General features: G+C 65.5%; 16 protein-coding genes. 8 read left to right on the top strand and 8 right to left on the bottom strand.

Annotated elements, in window-relative coordinates; all coding sequences use genetic code 11:
* Window positions 1-52 precede the first annotated feature (52 nt).
* Window positions 53-346 carry a hypothetical protein gene (locus tag ACODSL_RS19700; RefSeq protein ID WP_488902443.1) on the bottom strand — a complete coding sequence of 98 codons (294 nt, stop codon included), beginning with the start codon at window positions 344-346 and terminating at the stop codon, window positions 53-55.
* A gap of 920 nt (window positions 347-1,266) precedes the next feature.
* Between ACODSL_RS19700 and ACODSL_RS19695 the strand changes: the two genes are divergently transcribed.
* Window positions 1,267-3,477, top strand: coding sequence for an AGE family epimerase/isomerase (locus ACODSL_RS19695; protein ID WP_488902442.1), 2,211 nt, complete (start codon window positions 1,267-1,269; stop codon window positions 3,475-3,477).
* A 4-nt stretch (window positions 3,478-3,481) separates the two neighbouring features.
* On the opposite strand, the gene ACODSL_RS19690 is transcribed toward ACODSL_RS19695, so the two are convergent.
* Window positions 3,482-4,288, bottom strand: a complete 807-nt coding sequence (locus tag ACODSL_RS19690) for a metallophosphoesterase family protein (RefSeq protein ID WP_488902441.1) — start codon at window positions 4,286-4,288, stop codon at window positions 3,482-3,484.
* Between the two features lie 250 nt (window positions 4,289-4,538).
* Here ACODSL_RS19690 and ACODSL_RS19685 point away from each other — a divergent pair, with 250 nt between their 5' ends.
* Window positions 4,539-5,093 (top strand): DUF3617 domain-containing protein, encoded by a 555-nt coding sequence (locus ACODSL_RS19685; protein WP_488902440.1) that lies wholly within the window; start codon window positions 4,539-4,541, stop codon window positions 5,091-5,093.
* 10 nt (window positions 5,094-5,103) lie between these two features.
* On the opposite strand, the gene ACODSL_RS19680 is transcribed toward ACODSL_RS19685, so the two are convergent.
* Complete coding sequence (locus ACODSL_RS19680; RefSeq protein ID WP_488902439.1) at window positions 5,104-6,171, bottom strand: M48 family metallopeptidase; 1,068 nt, start codon at window positions 6,169-6,171, stop codon at window positions 5,104-5,106.
* A 140-nt stretch (window positions 6,172-6,311) separates the two neighbouring features.
* On the opposite strand from ACODSL_RS19680, the gene ACODSL_RS19675 reads away from it, so the two are divergent.
* Window positions 6,312-7,577, top strand: a complete 1,266-nt coding sequence (locus ACODSL_RS19675; protein WP_488902438.1) for a nucleotide sugar dehydrogenase — start codon at window positions 6,312-6,314, stop codon at window positions 7,575-7,577.
* Between the two features lie 32 nt (window positions 7,578-7,609).
* The gene (locus ACODSL_RS19670; protein WP_488902437.1) at window positions 7,610-8,623 is read left to right on the top strand and encodes an NAD-dependent epimerase; all 1,014 of its coding nucleotides are present in this window, start codon (window positions 7,610-7,612) and stop codon (window positions 8,621-8,623) included.
* 10 nt (window positions 8,624-8,633) lie between these two features.
* Here the strand turns inward: ACODSL_RS19670 and cysN are convergent, their stop codons facing one another.
* The 3 genes from cysN to ACODSL_RS19655 form a co-directional block, all read right to left on the bottom strand.
* On the bottom strand, window positions 8,634-10,529 hold the full coding sequence (gene cysN, locus ACODSL_RS19665) for a sulfate adenylyltransferase subunit CysN (RefSeq protein WP_488902436.1): 1,896 nt from the start codon (window positions 10,527-10,529) through the stop codon (window positions 8,634-8,636).
* Window positions 10,529-11,440: a sulfate adenylyltransferase subunit CysD gene (cysD, locus tag ACODSL_RS19660; protein WP_488902435.1), complete on the bottom strand. Its 912-nt coding sequence runs from the start codon at window positions 11,438-11,440 to the stop codon at window positions 10,529-10,531. The genes cysN and cysD overlap by 1 nt, the downstream gene beginning before the upstream one ends.
* Window positions 11,441-11,607: 167 nt before the next feature.
* A complete protein-coding gene (locus ACODSL_RS19655) occupies window positions 11,608-12,672 on the bottom strand; it encodes an AGE family epimerase/isomerase (protein ID WP_488902434.1) in 1,065 nt (354 codons plus the stop codon).
* Between the two features lie 126 nt (window positions 12,673-12,798).
* Here ACODSL_RS19655 and ACODSL_RS19650 point away from each other — a divergent pair, with 126 nt between their 5' ends.
* The 4 genes from ACODSL_RS19650 to ACODSL_RS19635 all read left to right on the top strand — a co-directional run bounded on the left by ACODSL_RS19650 (window position 12,799) and on the right by ACODSL_RS19635 (window position 17,314).
* Window positions 12,799-13,338 (top strand): D-glycero-alpha-D-manno-heptose-1,7-bisphosphate 7-phosphatase, encoded by a 540-nt coding sequence (locus tag ACODSL_RS19650; RefSeq protein ID WP_488902433.1) that lies wholly within the window; start codon window positions 12,799-12,801, stop codon window positions 13,336-13,338.
* Window positions 13,339-13,411: 73 nt separating this feature from the next.
* Window positions 13,412-14,791, top strand: coding sequence for a pyridoxal-phosphate dependent enzyme (locus ACODSL_RS19645; protein WP_488902432.1), 1,380 nt, complete (start codon window positions 13,412-13,414; stop codon window positions 14,789-14,791).
* Between the two features lie 116 nt (window positions 14,792-14,907).
* Window positions 14,908-16,074, top strand: coding sequence for a trans-sulfuration enzyme family protein (locus ACODSL_RS19640; RefSeq protein WP_488902431.1), 1,167 nt, complete (start codon window positions 14,908-14,910; stop codon window positions 16,072-16,074).
* A gap of 79 nt (window positions 16,075-16,153) precedes the next feature.
* Window positions 16,154-17,314 carry a DegT/DnrJ/EryC1/StrS family aminotransferase gene (locus ACODSL_RS19635; RefSeq protein WP_488902430.1) on the top strand — a complete coding sequence of 387 codons (1,161 nt, stop codon included), beginning with the start codon at window positions 16,154-16,156 and terminating at the stop codon, window positions 17,312-17,314.
* Between the two features lie 27 nt (window positions 17,315-17,341).
* On the opposite strand, the gene ACODSL_RS19630 is transcribed toward ACODSL_RS19635, so the two are convergent.
* Both ACODSL_RS19630 and ACODSL_RS19625 read right to left on the bottom strand, forming a co-directional pair.
* Window positions 17,342-18,067 carry a hypothetical protein gene (locus ACODSL_RS19630; protein WP_488902429.1) on the bottom strand — a complete coding sequence of 242 codons (726 nt, stop codon included), beginning with the start codon at window positions 18,065-18,067 and terminating at the stop codon, window positions 17,342-17,344.
* A 188-nt stretch (window positions 18,068-18,255) separates the two neighbouring features.
* Window positions 18,256-19,434, bottom strand: a complete 1,179-nt coding sequence (locus ACODSL_RS19625) for an outer membrane beta-barrel protein (protein WP_488902428.1) — start codon at window positions 19,432-19,434, stop codon at window positions 18,256-18,258.
* Between the last annotated feature and the right edge of the window lie 106 nt (window positions 19,435-19,540).

Here is a 19,540-nt window from a genome sequence, read left to right as displayed (position 1 = left end):
CAGGCGCTTGGGCATCCAGCTCCCTTTTCTCGCAGCCCTCCGACGGTTGGGGTTACGGTGGACCCCCCGCAACACCTCGTTCGAGATTGAGTTCAGCCACCATAGTCTCGATGACCTTGTCCAGCACGCCCATCTCAAACCAGCGGTTGCAGCCCTTTTTGGGGCCGATGAGTTCAAAGCGGTCTGGAAAGCCCGTCAGCGACCGCCAGACGCGCCACCGACAACAGGGCGTCGATGGTCGATGAATGGCCGGCCATCGCTGCAAGAACCCGGCGCCCTTCCGTTTGCGCAAAACGAACGGTTTGATCCGCCGCTTCCGGTCGCCCGCCAAAACTTGGCCTTCCAAGGCCGTCTCCCGAAGGAAGTTTTGAGTTAACACTCGAGATTCATGGGAAACAAAATTGTCCCGACGAAGAGTGATTCGGCCCATGAGGGAACAGAGGACGAATAGAGCGAGCCTTTGCGGGAGCGCACAGCATTGAGGTGCTGTGGGAGAGCAAGATCAGGGCGAGAGCATGGAAGCGGGCCCGTAGTCACGCCGCGTCCGAGGGCAAGATTCGCGCCGGGATGCCTATTTGCGGGATGAGCCTGCCGGACGCTCAACGCCTGCGGGCGTTGGCGACTCGAGCAAGGGCGCTGCTACGACGCGTCTGTTCATACCGCCGCAGCGGGAGGGGGAACGGTTGGGTAGGAGCCGCTCATGCCGCTCTACCGCGAGAAGGGGCGGATGGTGCGCAAGCACCTGTCTCGCCGCGGCGGAGTCGGAACCAGAGACCCGATCCTTGTCGCGGCAAGGGCCAAGGCTCACCTTCGTTGGACTTCGCGCATTGCCAGCTTGCCAGCAGCCGGTGGCTCGGACCCATAACTCGTTTTCTAACATCACTCGTGGGGGGCCGCGCAACCGACCGAAACGTGCCGACCCCCTCCGCAATGTGCAAACACCATGGCCGGGCCGGCTGCACGTATAGCGCCCTAAGGCATGATCGCTGCAGAATTTCCGGTCCGCGCTGGATGAAAGATCAGAGGCGGGTCAGTTGGCGTCTATGACGAAGGAGGCCCCAACCAAGGATCAATCAAGCAATCTCGGCATAATCCGATAGCTGCCATACCCTTGCGATGCTTCGCCGAAATCGGACCGAGGTTCGGCACTAATCTGCGTGCGCTAATCGAACAACTTCGACTGGGCCCCGTCCATCGCAATCAAGCCGTACCTCTTGACAGCGCCTCGCTCAAACCGTCAATCCCAGTCGAGACTAGGAGGCGGCCATGTTCATATTTCCCGTGATCATGTGCGGTGGGGCCGGGACGCGCCTGTGGCCGGCATCACGCCCTTCCCGGCCCAAGCAGTTCGTGTCGCTGGATGGCCGGCAGTCAACGTTTCAGAGCACCGTGCTTCGCATGGCGCCCTTGGTCGATGGCGCGCCCCCCATCGTGGTCTGCGGCGCGCGTTACGAGGAGATCGTCCGGCGTCAACTTGCCGAGATCGGGCAGGAGGTGACGCTGCTGCTCGAGCCTGAACCGCGCGACTCCGCGCCGGCGATGGCGGCGGCGGCAGCCCTGATCGCCGACCTGGATCCGCTTGGCGTGGCTGCGATCGTGGCCTCGGACCACCACATCCCGGACGATCATGCCTTTCGGCAGGCCATCACCATCGCTGCCAGGGCCGCCGCGGCGAACTGGATGGTGACGCTGGGCATCAGACCCTCTAGTCCGTCGGTCGCCTATGGCTACATCGACCCCAGCCAGACGGCGGCGGCCGGCCCGGTGATGCGAGTGCGGCGTTTTGTGGAGAAGCCCGACGCCGAACGGGCGCAAGCTTTTCTGAGCCAGGGGTTTCTGTGGAACAGCGGCAACTTTGTCGTCGGGGCTCGCGCCATGCTGGAGGAGCTCGATCAGTACGCGCCGGACCTGGCCCACGCCGCCCGAGCCTCCATGGCCGAGGCGACCAGAACGAACGGTGTCGTGCGCCTTGGACCGAGCTTTCTCAACGCCCCGAAGATCTCCATCGACTATGCCTTGATGGAAAAAACCGCCCACGCTGCTGTGTTGCCGGTGGAGTTTGCCTGGTCTGACCTCGGGGCCTGGGACGCGATCCATGCGGTTGGCGAACACGACGCCGCCGGGAACAGCATCATCGGCGAGGCTGTCGTGGTCGACTCCGCCGATTGCTTCGTCCGCAATGAGGGGGGTATTCGCCTGGCCCTCGTGGGGCTGCGCGATGTCGCTGTCGTCGCCGAACGTGACGCCCTGCTGATCTGTGCGCTTGACGCCTCGCAGTCGGTAAAGGCGGTGGTTGAACAGCTGAAGGGCATCGGCGCCGCCGAGATTGATCTGCCGGCCAGGCCAGGCCGCGCCGCCTGGGCGGAGCGTTACGATTCCTGGTTACGCACCAGCGCCCTGCCGCTCTGGTGGGCGCTTGGGGCCGATCACGCGGGCGGCGGATTTCACGAAGCCCTCGACGCACGCGCCGGGCCCGTCGCCGCGCCGCGCCGCGCCCGGGTTCAGGCGCGGCAGGCTTATGTCTACGCTACCGCTGCCCGCCTGGGCTTTCCGGGGCCTTGGCGACAGGCCGCCGAGCACGGGCTCGATTTCTTCCTGTCGCGCTATGAGCGGTCGGATGGCCTGTTCGCCACGCTGGTTTCCGCCGACGGCGACACGCTGGACGATACGCCTATGCTCTACGATCAGGCGTTTGCCTTGCTGGCCATGGCGGCCGTGGCGCGCATTGCGCCCGACCGCCAGGATCTGGGCGATCGCGCCAGAAGGCATCTCGACAGTCTGTCCCTGATGCGTGCACCCGGCCGGGGCTTCGTCGAGAACGGGCGTTGGCCCTACCAGGCCAACGCCCACATGCACCTGCTGGAGGCGTCGCTCGCCTGGCTTGAAACCACCGGCGAGGAAATCTGGGGCGTGCTGGCCGACGAGATCGTGTCTCTGGCCCTTGATGCCTTCATCGACCCCAAGGGACTGTTCCTGCGCGAAGTGTTCGACAGCTCCTGGCGGCCCGCGCCTGACGAGGATGGCCGATTCATCGAGCCGGGCCACCAGTTCGAGTGGGCCTGGCTGTTCATGACCTGGTCGCGACTGCGGCCGGGCCGCGATGTGTCGGCGGTGATCGCCGGATTGATCCAGGCCGGTGAGCGTGGCGTGGATCCCGGGCGCGGCGTCGCTGTGGATGAGCTTTGGGACGATCTGTCGGTCCGCAGCGGTTGTGCGCGGCTATGGCCACAGACTGAACGCTTGAGGGCCCTGGTCGCCCTCATGGAACGGGAAGACGAGGCGAGCCCCGAAGTCCGCGAACAGGCGGTTGTCGAGGCTGCAGGCGCGCTCTGGCGATATCTTGAGATGCCGGTTCCGGGCCTTTGGCGTGACAAACAGGCGGCCGATGGCGGCTTCATCGATGAGCCTTCGCCAGCGAGTTCCCTCTATCACCTGCTCGGGGCCGTCACGGCCCTGAGGCCATGGCTTGGCGGGTGAGCGATCAGGCGTCGTCCAGTGAAAGAATGACTGTCGTTACGCCGGTTTCCCCGCGTCGCGCCTGAATGAAGCGCCGCCCCTCCGCGTCCAGTTCGATCGCGGTGAGCACGCCCGTGCGATAGGCCCAGGTATCGACGCCGATCCGTCGTTCATCAGCGTAGGGATCAACAGCCGGCGTATGGCCGTGCACGACCACTTTTTCCATACGGCGTTTGTCCGAAAGGAACGGCTCCCGAATCCAGCGCAAATCCTTGGTGTGCTGGGCATTCAGCGGCCTGTCGGGATGTACGCCAGCATGGACGAACAGATAGTCCCCTAGGTCGATCCGGTCCTCGAGGCCCCATAGAAACCGCATGTGGGTTTCGGGGATGGCGGCTTTGAGAGCTTCATGCGTTTCGCGCCATGCTTCTAGGCTTCCCTCGTCCTCGGGCGTCGCCACGCCATAGGACTGCATCGTCGCCTTGCCGCCATAGCCGGTCCAGGCCATGCCCGCCTCAAGGTCGCTGAGGAAGTAAAGCATCGCCTCTTCGTGATTTCCGCACAGAAAGCGGGTGTCGGGCGCTTGCTTCCGTAACTCCAGCAGCTGTTCGATCACCTGCCGCGACCCGGGACCGCGATCTACATAGTCGCCCAGGAAGACGAGCAGCGGCGGCGTCTTGTCGGTCGCGGTCTCTTCGGCGATGGCCGCAAGTAGGCCGGACAACAGATCGTCGCATCCATGAATGTCGCCGATGGCGAACACGCGCCGACCGTCCAGGGCGCTGGCCGCCCGTACGGGTTTGCGGCTCCAGAAGCGGGTGAAGAGATTCAAGACGGGACTACCTACTGATCGGCTCAGTCTTCGCGCGCGTTGACCGCCACCCTGCGGTGCGTTGCTCTTCCATAAGGCGGGTCGGCGGTCAACGCCTTCCATCCGGAGTCGTCGGACGCGGCCCGCTCCGGCGCCATGGTCTCGGCCGCCAAAGGCTGCAAAAGTCCGGCTGGCCCCTTGCTTCGCGGCCGACCTTTGGGTCAGATCGCGACGTCGCGACACGCGGCGAAGCAAGGGCGCGGGAGCGGACATGCGTATCTGGAAGGCGGGCATGATGATCGGGATTGTGGTGCTCGCCGCCGCAGCCTGTTCCAAGGACAAACAGGACGACGTGGCCGGCAAACCCGATCCGGCTTCCGTCGAGGTTCCAAAGCGCAAGCCCGGCCTCTGGAAACAGACCCTTCTCGTTGAGGGCGTGGATACGCTTCAGACCTTCAGACTCTGTCTTGACGAGGCGAGCGACCCCAAGCTCGCGTGGTGGGGCCAGCAGGGTTTCAAGCAGGCCTGTAGCAAGAACGACATCATCCAACAGCCCGACGGGTCGTGGAAATTCAGCTCGGTCTGTGAAGGCGCGGGGGTGAAGACGACCAACGACGGGTCGGCTGTGGGAGATTTCAACTCGCGATACCAGCTCAGGGCGGAATCGACGACCATCGGTGCGCCTGACGCGCGGATGAACGGCTCGCATACCGTGACCATCGACGCCGAATGGCTTGGCGAGTGCCCCGCCGGGATGAATCCGGGGGACATGGACCTGCCAAACGGGCAGCGCGTCAACGTCCTCGAAATCAGCGGTCTAAAGTAGGGACCGCCTATTACGGCCTTTGGGGCGCTAATCTCGCGGCCGTCGGTATCAAAGGTTCGCCCGCCGCCTGTTTGCGGCGGATCTCATCGGCGGTCGTGGCGATATTCGCCGCGCGTTCGAGGGAGCCCGGGTGCGACCCGAGAGCGTAGCGCGACTGTCCGAAATCCGCGCCGTATTGCCGCCAGAAATCACGCGCGGACTCGTAGTCGAAGCCAGCCCTCGCCATCAGGTAGAGGCCGACATAGTCAGCCTCGCGCTCGACCGTGAGCAGGCCGCCCAGGGTTGTCCCGGCATTGCCCAGAACCGCCGCCGCCGGGCCGCCGCTCGAAATTCGCGCCTGATGCTTCATGACGTTATGCCCCAGCTCGTGGCCGAGGACGATCGCCAGCTGGTCGTCGGTCACCGCATAACGGACAAAGGCCGTCGTGATGAATACGCGTCGCCCGTCGGCCGATGCGTTGACGTCTTCCGACGGTGTCAGTTGCGCTTCATAGGCGCATCCCGCGACCGGCGTCAGGGTGACGGCAAATCTCTTTCCGGCGCGCTCGAGCGTCAGGTCGCCTGAGCCATCGGCCAGGGCCCGATCGAGCTGTTCACGTGCGCGCGCGACCTCGTCGTAGCGGGCCGGATCCGTGTCGAGTCTGTCGCCGACGTTGACGAAATCGACACCGTCGATGGCCACCAGGGTGTCACCGACCTTTATGCCGGCCTTGTCGGCCGGTCCGCCTGGCGCAACGGTCAACACCGAGGGCCGGCCGGTGAGTCCGAGATGGCGGATCGCCACAGGACGGATGTCGCGGCCATACTGCAGCGCGTGATGCAGTGTCATTCCCGGCAACAATGCCTTGTCCGCGCAAAGGTCCAGATTGGCGACATTCAGGCGGTAGGAAACGGCCGCGACCCGCCCGTCCTGCTCGCGCAGGCGGTCGAGGCTGGCCTCTTGCTGGAAGGCGGCCTCGGCGCGCAGGCTTTCGGCATCGGCCGACGGAAGGGCAACGACCGGCGCGACCGTGGAACAGCCGCCAAGAACGGTCAGGAACAGAACCGCCGCCCTTTTCGCCAACATGATCTCCTCCACGCGCCGGGGGCAATCATAGACAGCCCCGCTCATCCTGACCAACCAAACCACTTGATTGGCGCCGGTTTGCCAACGCGACTATAAGCGGCCCCGGGGTTTATCATTGCAATGAAGGAACGGGATTGGGCGCACTTCCTCTGATGTCTCCGCGCATTTGCGTCCTGGGTCTCGGCTATGTCGGACTGCCCCTCGCGGTAGCGTTTGGGGTCCGCCACGACACGGTTGGGTACGATCTTGACGCGGGGCGGATTGACGACCTTCGCGGAGGAACAGACCGCACCCTCGAGGTTGATGCGAGCGAGTTGAAGGCGGCGACCAGTCTCCGCTTCAGTGCTGACGAGAAGGACCTTGCTGACCGCAACGTCTTCATCGTCACCGTCCCGACGCCCATCGACAGCGCGCGTCGCCCGGATCTGGGCGCGATCTCGGCGGCCAGCCGGGCCATCGGCGCGCACCTCAAGCCCGGCGCGGTCGTGATCTATGAGTCCACCGTCTATCCCGGCTGTACCGAGGAAGTCTGCGTGCCGATCCTGGAGCAGGTCTCCGGGCTGAAGTACAATGTCGACTTCTTCTGCGGCTACAGTCCCGAGCGGGCCAACCCGGGTGATCGTCAGCACCGCCTGTCGACCATCATGAAGGTCACGGCCGGCTCCACGCCCGAGGCGGCCCGGTTCGTTGACGATCTCTATCGGTCGATCGTGCCCGCGGGAACGCACCTCGCCAGTTCGATCAAGGTGGCCGAGGCGGCCAAGGTCATCGAGAACACCCAGCGCGACCTCAACATCGCGCTGATCAACGAGTTCGCCCTGATCTTCAACCGGCTCGACATCGACACGCTGGAAGTGCTGGAAGCCGCCGGCACGAAATGGAATTTCCTGCCCTTCAGACCCGGTCTGGTCGGCGGCCACTGCATTGGCGTCGACCCCTACTATCTGACCCACAAGGCTCAGGAGGTCGGGTACCACCCCGACGTGATCCTCGCCGGGCGGCGGATCAACGACGGGATGGGTCCCTACGTCGCCAACCAGGTCCTGCGCCTGCTGATGCGCAAGGGCATCAATCCGGTCGGCTCGCGGGTGCTGGTCCTCGGTCTGGCCTTCAAGGAAAACTGCCCGGACCTGCGCAACACCAAGGTGGTCGATATCGTCGCCGAGCTGGTCGAGCACCAGGTGTCGGTTGATATTCATGACCCCTGGGTCGACGCCGCCGAGGCGGACCGCGAGTACGGTCTGGCGCTCACGGCGCAGCCCGGCGAAGGGACCTATGACGCCGTCATCCTGGCCGTCGCCCATCGACAGTTCCTCGAGTCCGGCGCCGCCGGGATCAGGGCGTATGGCAAGGCCGAGGCCGTGCTGTATGACGTCAAGTCGGCCCTCCCTCGGGATGCCGTTGACGGCCGCCTCTGACCCTTGAACCTGATCAACGCAAGAGCGCCTCTATGAAAGTCATGGTCACCGGCAGCGCCGGCTTCATCGGCTCGGCTACAAGCCTGCGTCTGCTCGAGCGCGGCGATGAAGTGATCGGGGTGGACTGCCTCAATGACTACTACGACCCAGCGCTGAAGAGGGCGCGGCTGGCGCGGACCATCGACCATCCCAACTATACCCAGCTGACCATTGACCTCGCTGACCGCGCGGCCATGGAAGCGGCTTTCGCCACACATCGCCCACAGCGGGTGATCAACCTCGCGGCCCAGGCGGGCGTTCGCTACGCGGCCACGAACCCGCACATCTATGTCCAGAGCAACGTCACCGGCTTCCTGCACGTCCTCGAAGGCTGCCGGCACAACGGCGTCGAGCATCTGGTGTTCGCCTCGACCAGCTCGGTTTACGGCGCCAACACGAAAATGCCCTTCTCGGAGCATGACAGCACCGAGCACCCGCTGACCCTCTACGCGGCGACCAAGAAGGCCAACGAGCAGATGGCGCACAGCTACGCCAATCTGTTCGACCTGCCCTGCACCGGACTGCGGTTCTTCACGGTCTACGGCCCCTGGGGCCGCCCGGACATGGCGCTGTTCATGTTCACCAAGAAGATCCTCGCCGGCGAGCCGATCCAGGTTTTCAACCACGGCAAGCACAGCCGCAGCTTCACCTACATTGACGACATCGTCGAAGGGGTGATCCGGGCAATGGACAATGTACCGGGCGTCAATCCCGACTGGGACGGCAAGGCCCCCGACCCGGCCACGAGCGGCTCGGGTCCCTACCGCATCTTCAACATCGGCGCCGAGCAGCAGGTCGAATTGATGCGCTACATCGAGGTGCTGGAAGAGTGCCTCGGCAAGAAGGCGATCATGGAGATGCTTCCGCTCCAGCCCGGCGACGTGCCGGACACGGTGGCTGACGTCACCGAACTGCAGAACGTCGTTGGCTACAAGCCGCGCGTCACGGTCGAGGAAGGCGTGCGCAAGTTCGTCGAGTGGTACCGCGGGTACAACGGGGTTCTGTAGCCCCGACGGGCTACTCCTCCAGCCAGGCCACGATTGTCTCGGCCGCTTCAACCGGTGACAGCGTTGTTGTGTCGACCGTCAGCTCGGCGTTCTCCGGCGCCTCATAGGGGCTGTCCACGCCGGTGAAGTTCTTCAGCTGTCCAGCGCGGGCCTTCTTGTAGAGGCCCTTCACGTCGCGTTCCTCGGCCACGGCCAAGGGGGTCTCGACGTAGACCTCCACGAACTCGCCGTCCGCCAGCATCTCGCGGGCCATGCGGCGCTCGGCGCGGAACGGGCTGATGAAGGCGGTCAGGACGATCAGGCCGGCGTCGACCATCAGCTTGCTGACCTCGGCGACCCGGCGGATGTTTTCCACCCGGTCCTCCTCGGTGAAGCCCAGGTCCTTGTTCAGGCCGTGACGGACGTTGTCCCCGTCCAGCAGGTAGGTGTGGCGCCCCAGTGCGTGCAGCCGCTTCTCGACCAGGTTGGCGATGGTCGATTTGCCGGCGCCACTGAGCCCGGTGAACCAGACGACCCGGCCCCTCTGGGCCTTCTGTGCGGCGCGGGCCGCCTTGTCGATGTCGGTGGCCTGCCAGTGGATGTTGTCCGCGCGGCGCAGCGCGAAATGCAGCATGCCGGCGCCGACGGTGCGATTGCTCAGGCGGTCGATCAGGATGAAGCCGCCGAGGTCGCGGTTGTCCTTGTAGGCCTCGAACGGGATCGCCCGGTCGAGTGACAGGTTGCAGACGCCGATCTCGTTGAGCTCCAGCCGCTTGGCCGCCAGGTGTTCAAGCGTGTTCACCTGCACCCGGTACTTGGGTTCGGTGATCGAGGCGGTGACGGTCTGGGCGCCGATCTTCATCAGATAGGGCCGGCCTGGCAGCATGGGCTCGTCGTCCATCCAGACGATGGTCGACTCGAACTGGTTGGCGACCGCGCAGGGGTCATCGGCGCCGACAATGACGTCGCCGCGCGAGACATCGACTTCATCGGCCAGGGTGACTGTCACGGACTGGCCGGCGACGGCCTTGTCGAGATCTCCCGGCAGGACGACGATTCGCGCCACCGTGCTTTCACGGCCCGAGGGCAGCACCTTGACCCGGTCGCCCGGCTTGACGGTCCCTGCCGCGATCAGGCCGCTGAAGCCGCGGAAGTCGAGGTTCGGGCGGTTGACCCACTGCACCGGCATGCGGAAGGCGCGGGAGGGCAGGTCGTCCTCGACCTCGATGGTTTCCAGCCAGCGCATCAGCGGCGGGCCGTCGTACCAGGGGGCGGACTCGCTGTGCTCGGTGATGTTCTGTCCGTCCAGCGCGCTCATCGGGATTGCCGTGAACTCGGCGAGGCCGATCTGGTCGGCAAAGGCGCTGTATTCCTCGACGATGGCGTCGAAGATCGACTGGTCCCAGCCGACCAGGTCCATCTTGTTGACCGCCAGCACGATCCTGCGGATTCCCAGCAGGTTGACCAGATAGCTGTGCCGACGGGTCTGGGTCAGAACGCCCTTGCGGGCGTCGATCAACACAACGGCCGCGTCGGCGGTCGAGGCGCCGGTGACCATGTTACGCGTGTACTGCTCGTGGCCGGGGGTGTCGGCAACGATGAACTTGCGATTGTCGGTGGCGAAAAAGCGGTAGGCGACATCGATGGTGATGCCCTGTTCGCGCTCTGCCGCCAGACCGTCGACCAGCAGGGCGAAGTCAATGGCGCCGCCCTGTGTGCCGACCCGCTTGCTGTCGGCCTCCAGCGCCGCCAGCTGATCCTCGAAGATCATCTTGGAGTCATAGAGCAGCCGCCCGATCAGGGTCGACTTGCCGTCGTCCACCGAGCCGCAGGTGATGAAGCGCAGCAGGCTCTTGTGCTGGTGCTGCAGCAGATAGGTGTCGATGTCCGTCTCGATGAGATCGGCGGGTTTGTACGCGCTGCTCATCAGAAATACCCTTCCTGCTTCTTCTTCTCCATCGAGGCGGCCTGGTCGTGATCGATGACCCGGCCCTGCCGTTCGCTGGTGGTGGTCAGCAGCATTTCCTGGATGATTTCGGGCAGGGTCGAGGCGGTGCTCTCGACCGCGCCGGTCAGCGGGTAGCAGCCCAGTGTGCGGAAGCGGACCGACTTCATCATCGGCGTTTCGCCGGGCTTCAGCCGGAAGCGATCGTCATCGACCATGATCAGCGTGCCGTCGCGGTCGACCACCGGCCGCACGCCGGAGAAGTACAGCGGCACGATCGGGATGTTCTCCAGGTGGATGTATTGCCAGATATCCAGCTCGGTCCAGTTGGAGATCGGGAACACGCGGATGCTCTCGCCCTTGTTCTTGCGGGCGTTGTACAGCCGCCAGAGTTCGGGCCGCTGGTTCTTGGGATCCCAGCGCTGCTCGGCCGAGCGGAAGGAGAAGATGCGCTCCTTGGCCCGGCTCTTCTCCTCGTCACGGCGGGCGCCGCCGAAGGCCGCGTCGAAGCCGTACTTGTCCAGCGCCTGCTTGAGGCCCTCGGTCTTCCACATATCGGTGTGGGCCGGGCCGTGGTCGAACGGGTTGATGCCCTGGGCCTCGGCGTCGGGGTTCTTGTGCACCAGCAGATCGAAGCCGAGCTCCTTGGCCATGCGCTCGCGCATCTCGTACATCGCCTGGAACTTCCAGGTCGTGTCGACGTGCAGCAGCGGTAAGGGCGGCTTGCTGGGGTAGAAGGCCTTGGCGGCCAGGTGCAGCATCACCGCGCTGTCCTTGCCGATCGAATAGAGCATCACCGGGCTCTCCGCTTCGGACACGACCTCGCGCATGATGTGGATGCTTTCCGCCTCGAGGCGCTGCAGATGCGTCAGGCGGGCGGGAGAAATGCTCATAGGCTCATCGAACAGGGGATAGCGCGCGGGCGCAAGGGAAGGGCGTGCTCAGAAGTCGTGAGACCCTCCGGGTTTCAGGCGGAGCGCTCGTCGCGACTGCAGGTAAAGACGGGTCAGGTCTGGCGCAAGCCAGCGCCCGTCGCCGGGCGCCCAGTTTTCCTGACAGCCTACCCTGAATTCCGGCAGGCGGCGTCGAGCGCCGAGACCGCGCTGATGATGTGATAGAGCGAACTGCCGGGCGCGGGCTCGTCGACAAGCGTCCCGTCCGGCAGCAGCCGGTCGCGCCACAGGCCCTGCACCGGCACGTCCAGATACCGCTGCAGGCCCGCCGCGCCCTTCAGCACGCCGTCCCAGTTGCCGATGGCCGCGTGGGCGTGCAGCCGCTCGGTCTGTGACCACAGGCGGGCCGAGCGGTCACGGGGTGAGAGCCGCTGGTCGAGGCTGAAGATGGCCACGCCCTGCTGGATGCCGCGGGTTTCGCCGATCTCGATCAGGCGCTGCGCCTGCAGGCAGTGGCCGCCGGCATGGGCCAGCAGCAACCAGCCCCATTCGAACTGGTGGCCGGGCTCGACGTCGGCCTCGGGAAGCAGACGCCAGTCTCCATCGAACAACTCGCCGAGGAAGCCGTCGCCACGGTCGATCATGCGGTCGCGGGCGCTGTCGGCGATGGCTTCCGCCAGACGCGCCCAGCCAGGATCGGATCCAACCGCCGCCCAGGCCTGAACGGCCTCGAACAGGTGCATCATCGGGTTGGCCCGCAGGCAGTCGTCGTCGAACACGCCGCCGTCGCCGCGGACCATCGCTTCCAGCATCACTTCGCGCGTTCGGATCGCCTCCAGTTCGCGGCCGGCGCCGCTTAACGCCAGCAGGGCGAAGGCCTGTTCGTAGGGATTGGGTGTCTCGTCCAGCGGCGTGCCGTCCGGCGCGGCCAGGATGCGGAACAGGCCGTCGTCGCGGGCGAATGTGGTGGTCAGCGCCTCCAGCGCATGGTCGCGGGCCTCGCGCCACGGGCCTGTCCAGCCGAGCTTGCCGGCTTCGGCGTAGACCCAGGCTTGCCGGGCCGCCACGCGGGCGCGGCGGGGACCTTCGACCGCCTTGCCGTCCTGGCTGATCTTATCGAAGCAACCGCCCTTGTCGCGGTCGAACCCGACCTCCCACCACAGCGGCAGGGCGTGGTCGAACAGCCAGCGCTTGAGTTGATTATTGAGGGCGATAACGCTGTCGGGGGCCAATGTTGTCTCCGCTCAGCCCGGCAAAGGCCGGGACCCAGGTGCTTTAGCGTTCATCATCGCTCTGTCAGGAAAAAAGTCTGGGTCCCGGCCTTCGCCGGGATGAGCAGTTGAGATAATACCAATGGCATGAACGCGCAGCGGCCAGTGATGGTCATATTTGATCGCGATGGCGTCCTGAACGTCGACCATGGCTACGCCTATGACCCCTCCAGGCTGGAATGGGTTCCGGGCGCGAAGGCCGCTGTGAAGCGGATCAATGACGCGGGAGCAGTCGCGGTCATCGCCACAAACCAGTCGGGCATCGGCCGTGGCTACTACACCCAGGCCGACATGGAAGCCTTTCATGGGGAGATGCTGCGGCAACTGGCGGCTGAGGGCGCGCGGATCGATGCCATCTATTTCGCGCCGCATCACGAGGACGCCGCGGAGGACCGATACCGCGTCGCCGATCACCCCGATCGCAAGCCCAATCCCGGCATGCTTTTGCGGGCCCTGGCCGACTTCGGGGTCGCGCCGGCGGACGCCTTCATGATCGGGGACAAGCCCTCCGACATGGAAGCCGCGCGCCGGGCCGGCGTGCGCGGCGTGTTCTTCGAAGGCCAGGACCTGGAGGCGTTGGTGGCCGCCGAGCTGGATCGCCTGACGGGCACGGGCGTTTCGCGCTAGCCCCGCCTTGCGCTTTCGTCATGCCCCGATCCGGGCTATGGCGGGGTCATCCATTCCCTTACGGCAGCGATTCATGACCCTTCCCGCGATGGCGAAATCGGCCCTGGACCTGATCGGCGACACGCCGATGGTCGAGGTGACGCACATCGACACCGGCCTGTGCCGGCTATTCCTCAAGCTGGAAAACCAGAACCCCGGCGGTTCGATCAAGGACCGCATCGCGCGCGCGATGATCGAGGCCGCGGAGGCCGATGGCCGGCTCAGGCCCGGCGGAACCATCGTCGAGGCCACGGCCGGCAACACCGGCCTTGGCCTGGCGCAGGTCGCCAGCGTCAAGGGCTACAAGCTGATCCTCGTGGTCCCGGACAAGATGGCGCGGGAAAAGATCCTGCATCTGAGGGCCATGGGCGTGGATGTGCGCATCACCCGCTCGGACGTGGGCAAGGGGCACCCGGATTATTACCAGGACATGGCGCAGACGATCGCCCAGTCGACTGGCGGCTTCTTCGTCAACCAGTTCGAGAACCCGGCCAATCCGCTGGCCCACGAAACCACCACCGGCCCGGAAATCCTCACCCAGATGGGCGGCGACCTGGACGCTGTGGTGGTCGGCGTCGGCTCGGGCGGTACATTGACCGGGCTGGGCCGCTATTTCAAAGCCCACTCGCCGAAGACGAAAATGATCCTCGCCGATCCGGTCGGCTCGATCCTCTACGACTACGTCAACACAGGAACCTACGGCGAAGCCGGCAGCTGGATCGTCGAGGGTATCGGCGAAGACTTCATTCCGGACAACGCCCAGATGGATCTGGTCTCCAAGGCCTATGCCATCTCCGACCGCGAAAGCGTCGAGAGCGCACGGATGTTGCTCGAAAAGGAGGGCATCCTCGCCGGCTCCTCGTCAGGCACGCTGTTCGCCGCCGCCCTGCGCTACTGCCGCGAACAGACAACGCCGCAGCGGGTTGTCAGCCTGGTTTGCGATACCGGCGGCAAGTACCTGACCAAGATGTTCAACGACATGTGGGTCGCCGCCCACGGCTTCGAGGACCGGCCGAAGTACGGCGACCTGCGCGACCTGATTGCCCGTGATTTCTCCGAGGGCGGCGTGATCGCGACGGGCCCAGACGACAGCCTGCTGACGGCCTACAACCGCATGCGGGCCGCCGACATCAGCCAGCTGCCGGTGATGGACCATGGCAAACTGGTCGGCATTCTCGACGAGAGCGACGTGCTCGCCGCTGTCGGCGGACGCGAAGGCCGGGCCGACCGGTTCGGCGCCAAGGTCGCCGTCGCCATGACCCGGGACGTCAACACCCTGCAGGTTCATCAGTCGCTGGACGAGCTCAAGCCGCTGTTCGATCGCGACGAGGTGGCGGTGGTGATGGACGGGGACAGGCTCGTGGGCCTGATCACCCGCGTGGATCTTATCAACCACCTGCGACGCACGGCGTAGCACTCCCTATCTTCGTCATCGTCGGACACGTTCCGACGACCCATGCACACCGCTTCTTCCGGCCAGTCCCGCGTTCATGGGTGGTCGGGACAAGCCCGACCAAGACGGGCTCTGATATGACAGACGGAAAAAACCGCCTCGCCTTCGCCACCCGCACGATCCACGGCGGCCAGGCCCATGACCCGACGACCGGCGCCGTGATGGTGCCGATCTACGCCACCTCAACCTACGCCCAGGAGAGCCCGGGCGTGCACAAGGGCTTTGAATACGCCCGCAGCCAGAACCCGACCCGGTTCGCCTTCGAACGTTGCGTGGCGAACCTTGAGAGCGGCGTTGCGGCCTTCGCCTTCGCCTCGGGTCTGGCCGCCGCGTCGACAACCCTTGAGCTGCTCGACAGCGGCGCGCACGTCATCGCCTCCGACGACCTCTACGGCGGCAGCTACCGGCTGATGCAGCGGGTGCGGACGCGCTCGGCCGGCCTGACTTTCAGCTTCGTCGACATGACCGATCCGGGCGCCATTGAAGCGGCCATCCGTCCCGAGACGAAGATGATCTGGGTCGAGACTCCGACCAATCCGACCCTGCGGCTTGTCGATCTGGCCGCGGCCGCGGCTGTCGCGAAGACGCACGGCCTGATCAGCGTCGCCGACAACACCTTCGCCAGCCCCTACGTGCAGCGGCCGCTTGAACACGGCTTCGACCTGGTGCTGCATTCGACCACCAAGTACCTCAACGGCCACTCCGACATGGTCGGCGGTGTCGTGGCGGTGGGTGAGAACCAGGCGCTCGAGGAGCAGATGCGGTTCCTGCAGAACGCCGTCGGCGCTGTGTCCGGACCGTTCGACAGCTTCCTTGCGCTTCGCGGCCTGAAGACCCTTTCCCTGCGGATGGAGCGTCACTGCCAGAGCGCCCTGCGCATCGCACGATGGCTGGAGGCCCGCGACGACGTGAGCCGGGTCATCTATCCCGGCCTGGAGAGCCACCCCCAGCACGCGCTGGCGAAGCGTCAGATGAACGGCTTCGGCGGCATCATCTCGGTGGAGATCGCCGGCGATCTGGCCCGCGCCAGGCGCGTGCTCGAACGGACGCAGCTGTTCACCCTGGCCGAGTCCCTTGGCGGGGTGGAAAGCCTGATCGAGCATCCTGCGATCATGACCCACGCTTCAATCCCGCCCGAACAGCGGGCGGCGATCGGCATCTCCGACACCCTGATCCGGCTTTCGGTGGGCATCGAGGATTGCGATGACCTGCTGGCCGATCTCTCCCAGGCGCTGGCAGGCTGATCGGCCGGGCGGACAGGACGCAACAACCGGTTACAGGGTTTGTGTCGAATCGGGGCCCGCCCAGCGCTATGAGCCGCCCATGAGCATCGCCTTCATCGACCTCGCCGCCCAGCAGCGGCGCATTCGCGGCCGCCTCGACGCCGCCATCGCAAAAGTCCTCGACCACGGCGGCTATGTCATGGGCCCCGAGGTCCGTCAGTTTGAAGCCGAGCTTGCCGCCTTCGGCGACGCGCCGCTGTCGCTCAGCTGCGCCAATGGGACGGACGCCATCGCTCTGCCGCTGATGGCCTGGGGCATCGGCAAGGGCGACGCGGTCTTCTGCCCATCCTTCACCTTCACCGCGACGCCGGAAGTCGTACCGTGGGTCGAGGCGACGCCGGTGTTCGTCGACGTTCTGCCCGACACCTTCAACCTCGACCCGGTCAAGCTCGAAGCCGCCATCGAATCCATCAAGGCCGAGGGCAAGCTCAAGCCCGCCGTGGTCATCGCCGTCGACCTGTTCGGCCAGCCGGCCGACTATCCGGCGCTGCGCACCATCTGCGACCGTCACGGCCTGAAACTGATCAGCGACAGCGCCCAGGGCTTTGGCTGCACCCTGAACGGGCGCCACCCGATCCACTGGGCCGATGTGGCCACCACCAGCTTCTTTCCGGCCAAGCCGCTCGGCTGTTACGGCGATGGCGGCGCGGTGCTGCTGAAGGACAAGGCCCTCTGGGACCTGATGGACAGCTACCGGGTGCACGGCAAGGCGGTCGCCCAGGATCTGAATGGCCGGGTCTTTGACCACGACCCGAAATACCTGAATGCCCGCATCGGCATGAACTCGCGCCTCGACTCGATCCAGGCCGCGATTCTGATCGAGAAGCTGGCCATCTTCGCCGACGAAATCGCGATGCGGCAGGTCGTGGCTGATCGTTATGCCGAGGGCCTCAAGGGCTCGGTCTTGTCGACCCCAAAGGTCATCGACGGCGGCCAGTCGGTCTGGGCCCAATACGTCATCGAACACGAGAACCGCGACGGCCTGGCCGCCCACCTGAAGACCCAGGGTGTGCCGACGGCGGTCTACTACCCCGTGCCGATGCATGTGCAGGAGCCCTATGCGCACTTCCCGCAGGGCGCCGGCGGCCTGCCGGTCACCGAGGCCCTGGCCGAAAAGGTCCTGGCCCTGCCGATGCACCCCTACATGGATGAGGCCACGCAGACGCAGATCATCGACGCTGTGAAGGGCTTCAACGGCTGACACCCGCGGCGGCGGACGGCTCCGCCGTCAATGCTCGGCCAGTTCGCCCAGGATGGTGATCTTCTGCCAAATCTTGCGTCCCAGGTCGGTGCAGAGGTTCTCCACATCGCTGGCGGCGGCGATCACGACATGGTCGTGGCTTTCGCCGGCATAGAGCGCTGACAGCTTGCCGGTCAGGGCGAGCATTTCGGCGCAGTACTCCAGATAGCGCGTCAGCTCGAACCGGCTCATCCGCCGCTCGGGCGAGGACGGCGTCGCGCCGCCGCCGCCCAGCAGAACCGTAGGGTCCTTGGTCAGCTGATGCATGTCGACGACATGGGCGAAGGACCGCAGCTCATGCAGGGCCGTCTGGGTGCGGGCGCGTTTCCACCGCTCCTCCAGCGTCAGCAGGAACCACAGGCCGGCCGCCATCAGGATGATCAGGTTGACGGTCGACTCGAGGGTCTGGGTCAGGGCCAGATCATTCGTCCGGCCAAGGATGCCGGTCCAGTCGACGGTCTTGAAGATCAGCGTCAGCAGGGATACGCCGCCGACGGCGACCAGCAGGACCAGCGTCCGCAGGAGCAGGTAGGGGCGGGACAGGGCGTGCGCCCGGCGAGCCGTGTCGCCTGAGATGTCGACAAGCTGGGCGGCCGCGCCGGCCAGTCCGGAGTCCGGAAACCGTTCCGTGATACGGTCGGCTAGCCGGTTGACGGTCTTGACGATCTCGCCGGCGCTGAGCGTGCGGTAGTTGCGAGGCGCCTTCCTGCTCATGACCGGCCGATCAGCATCGCCGCGCAATGTCGCGGCCCGGAGAGGCGAGCAAATCACGAGGCGGAAGGGCGCGCCAGCCCTGGCGCGTCAAAGAAGAAATCCATCGCCGGGCGCGGTCTGCGGGGTGGCGCCCCCGCGCCCGGCGATGATTTCGGGATCGCCCTGGAGGGCGATCCCTGGAAGCCGGACTAGAAGCCGACCTTGAAGCCGACGGTGAAGCGGCCGTCGTCATAACCCGGGATCTGGTGGATGCCCGAGGAGTCCTGGGTCGAGAAGTCGTAGGCCGCCTGGATTTCGGCGTTCGGAGCGACCCTCCACGCCGCGGAGACGCCGGCGGAACCGGTGGTGTCCTTGCGGTCGCGGTTCTCGTGGTCGTCCCACTCCTCTTCGACATAGGCCCCGACCTTGAAGTCGGGCGAGTAGCTGTGGACGACCCTCACGCCGACGGCCGTGGCCGTGTAGCCCGGCGAGAAGGCGACTGTCGTTTCCTCGAAGCCGCGGGCGGCGCTCAGCTTGACCGTGGTTTCACTTTGCGGCGTCCAGGTCAGGCTGGCGTCGACGACGATATCCGAATAGTCGTCGAAGGCCGGCTCATCGAACGAACGTCCTGCCCAGCCGACGCTGATTTCGCCGGTAAGGCTGTCGGTCATGTTGTAGGTGACGCCGACGCTGGCCGTGTAGCCGTCGGAATCGCGGTTGTGCAACGCGGCCGGCGGTTTCAGATCGTAGTCGATCTGCGTGAAGGCGACCTGGGCGAACCAGGACACATCCGCCTCGGGCGAGCCGGTCAGGCGAAGGGTTTCGGTCCAGGTGCCGCGGTCGCGGAAATCCTGATCGACGACCGCGTTGGTGATGCGACGGCGCGCGTCCTCGAAGTCACGGGTCACATAGTCGGCGCGGGCGGAGAAGCCCATGCCGCCGATGGTCGTTTCGAAACCGGCGTCGAAGCTGTCAACGGCGCTCTCGGTCGGGCTTTTGGTGTCGCGGCGGGACGTGACCTTGCGGCGGTCTTCGGTGGTGAGGGCGTGGCTGGCGCCGGCGAAGACCTTGCCGCCGTCGAACTTGATGTCACCGTTTGCGCCAAACGCGTAGTCGTTGACGTTTTCATCGGACGTATCGGCATAGTGCGTCAGGTCGAAGCTGCCGAACAGCGAGAAGCTGCCGCCGTCGCTCTTGGTCGTCGCGGTGGCCTTGCCGGTGGCGCCATAGACCGTGTCGCTTTGTTCGGCCGTGGCGGAGGCCAGCACGTTGCTGGTCGTGCCCAGCGAGGCGCCAAAAGACCCGTCGACCGTCCAGTCCTGGGCGTGCGCCGCGAACGGAGCCGACGCCAGGATCAAGGCCGTGGAGGCAAAAAACATTCTCTTCATTGGTATCCTCATGCTTGTGCGGCGTCGGTCGACGCCTCGTCCTTTCGACGCTCCAGACAGACGAGCACCCCTGACCCGGAAGACGGATCCGCGGTGGATCGGTGCT

Source organism: Caulobacter sp. FG121 (genome assembly GCF_057809815.1).
The sequence above is the reverse complement of the archived record's forward strand: the minus strand, read 5'-3'. Positions and strand labels throughout refer to the sequence as shown.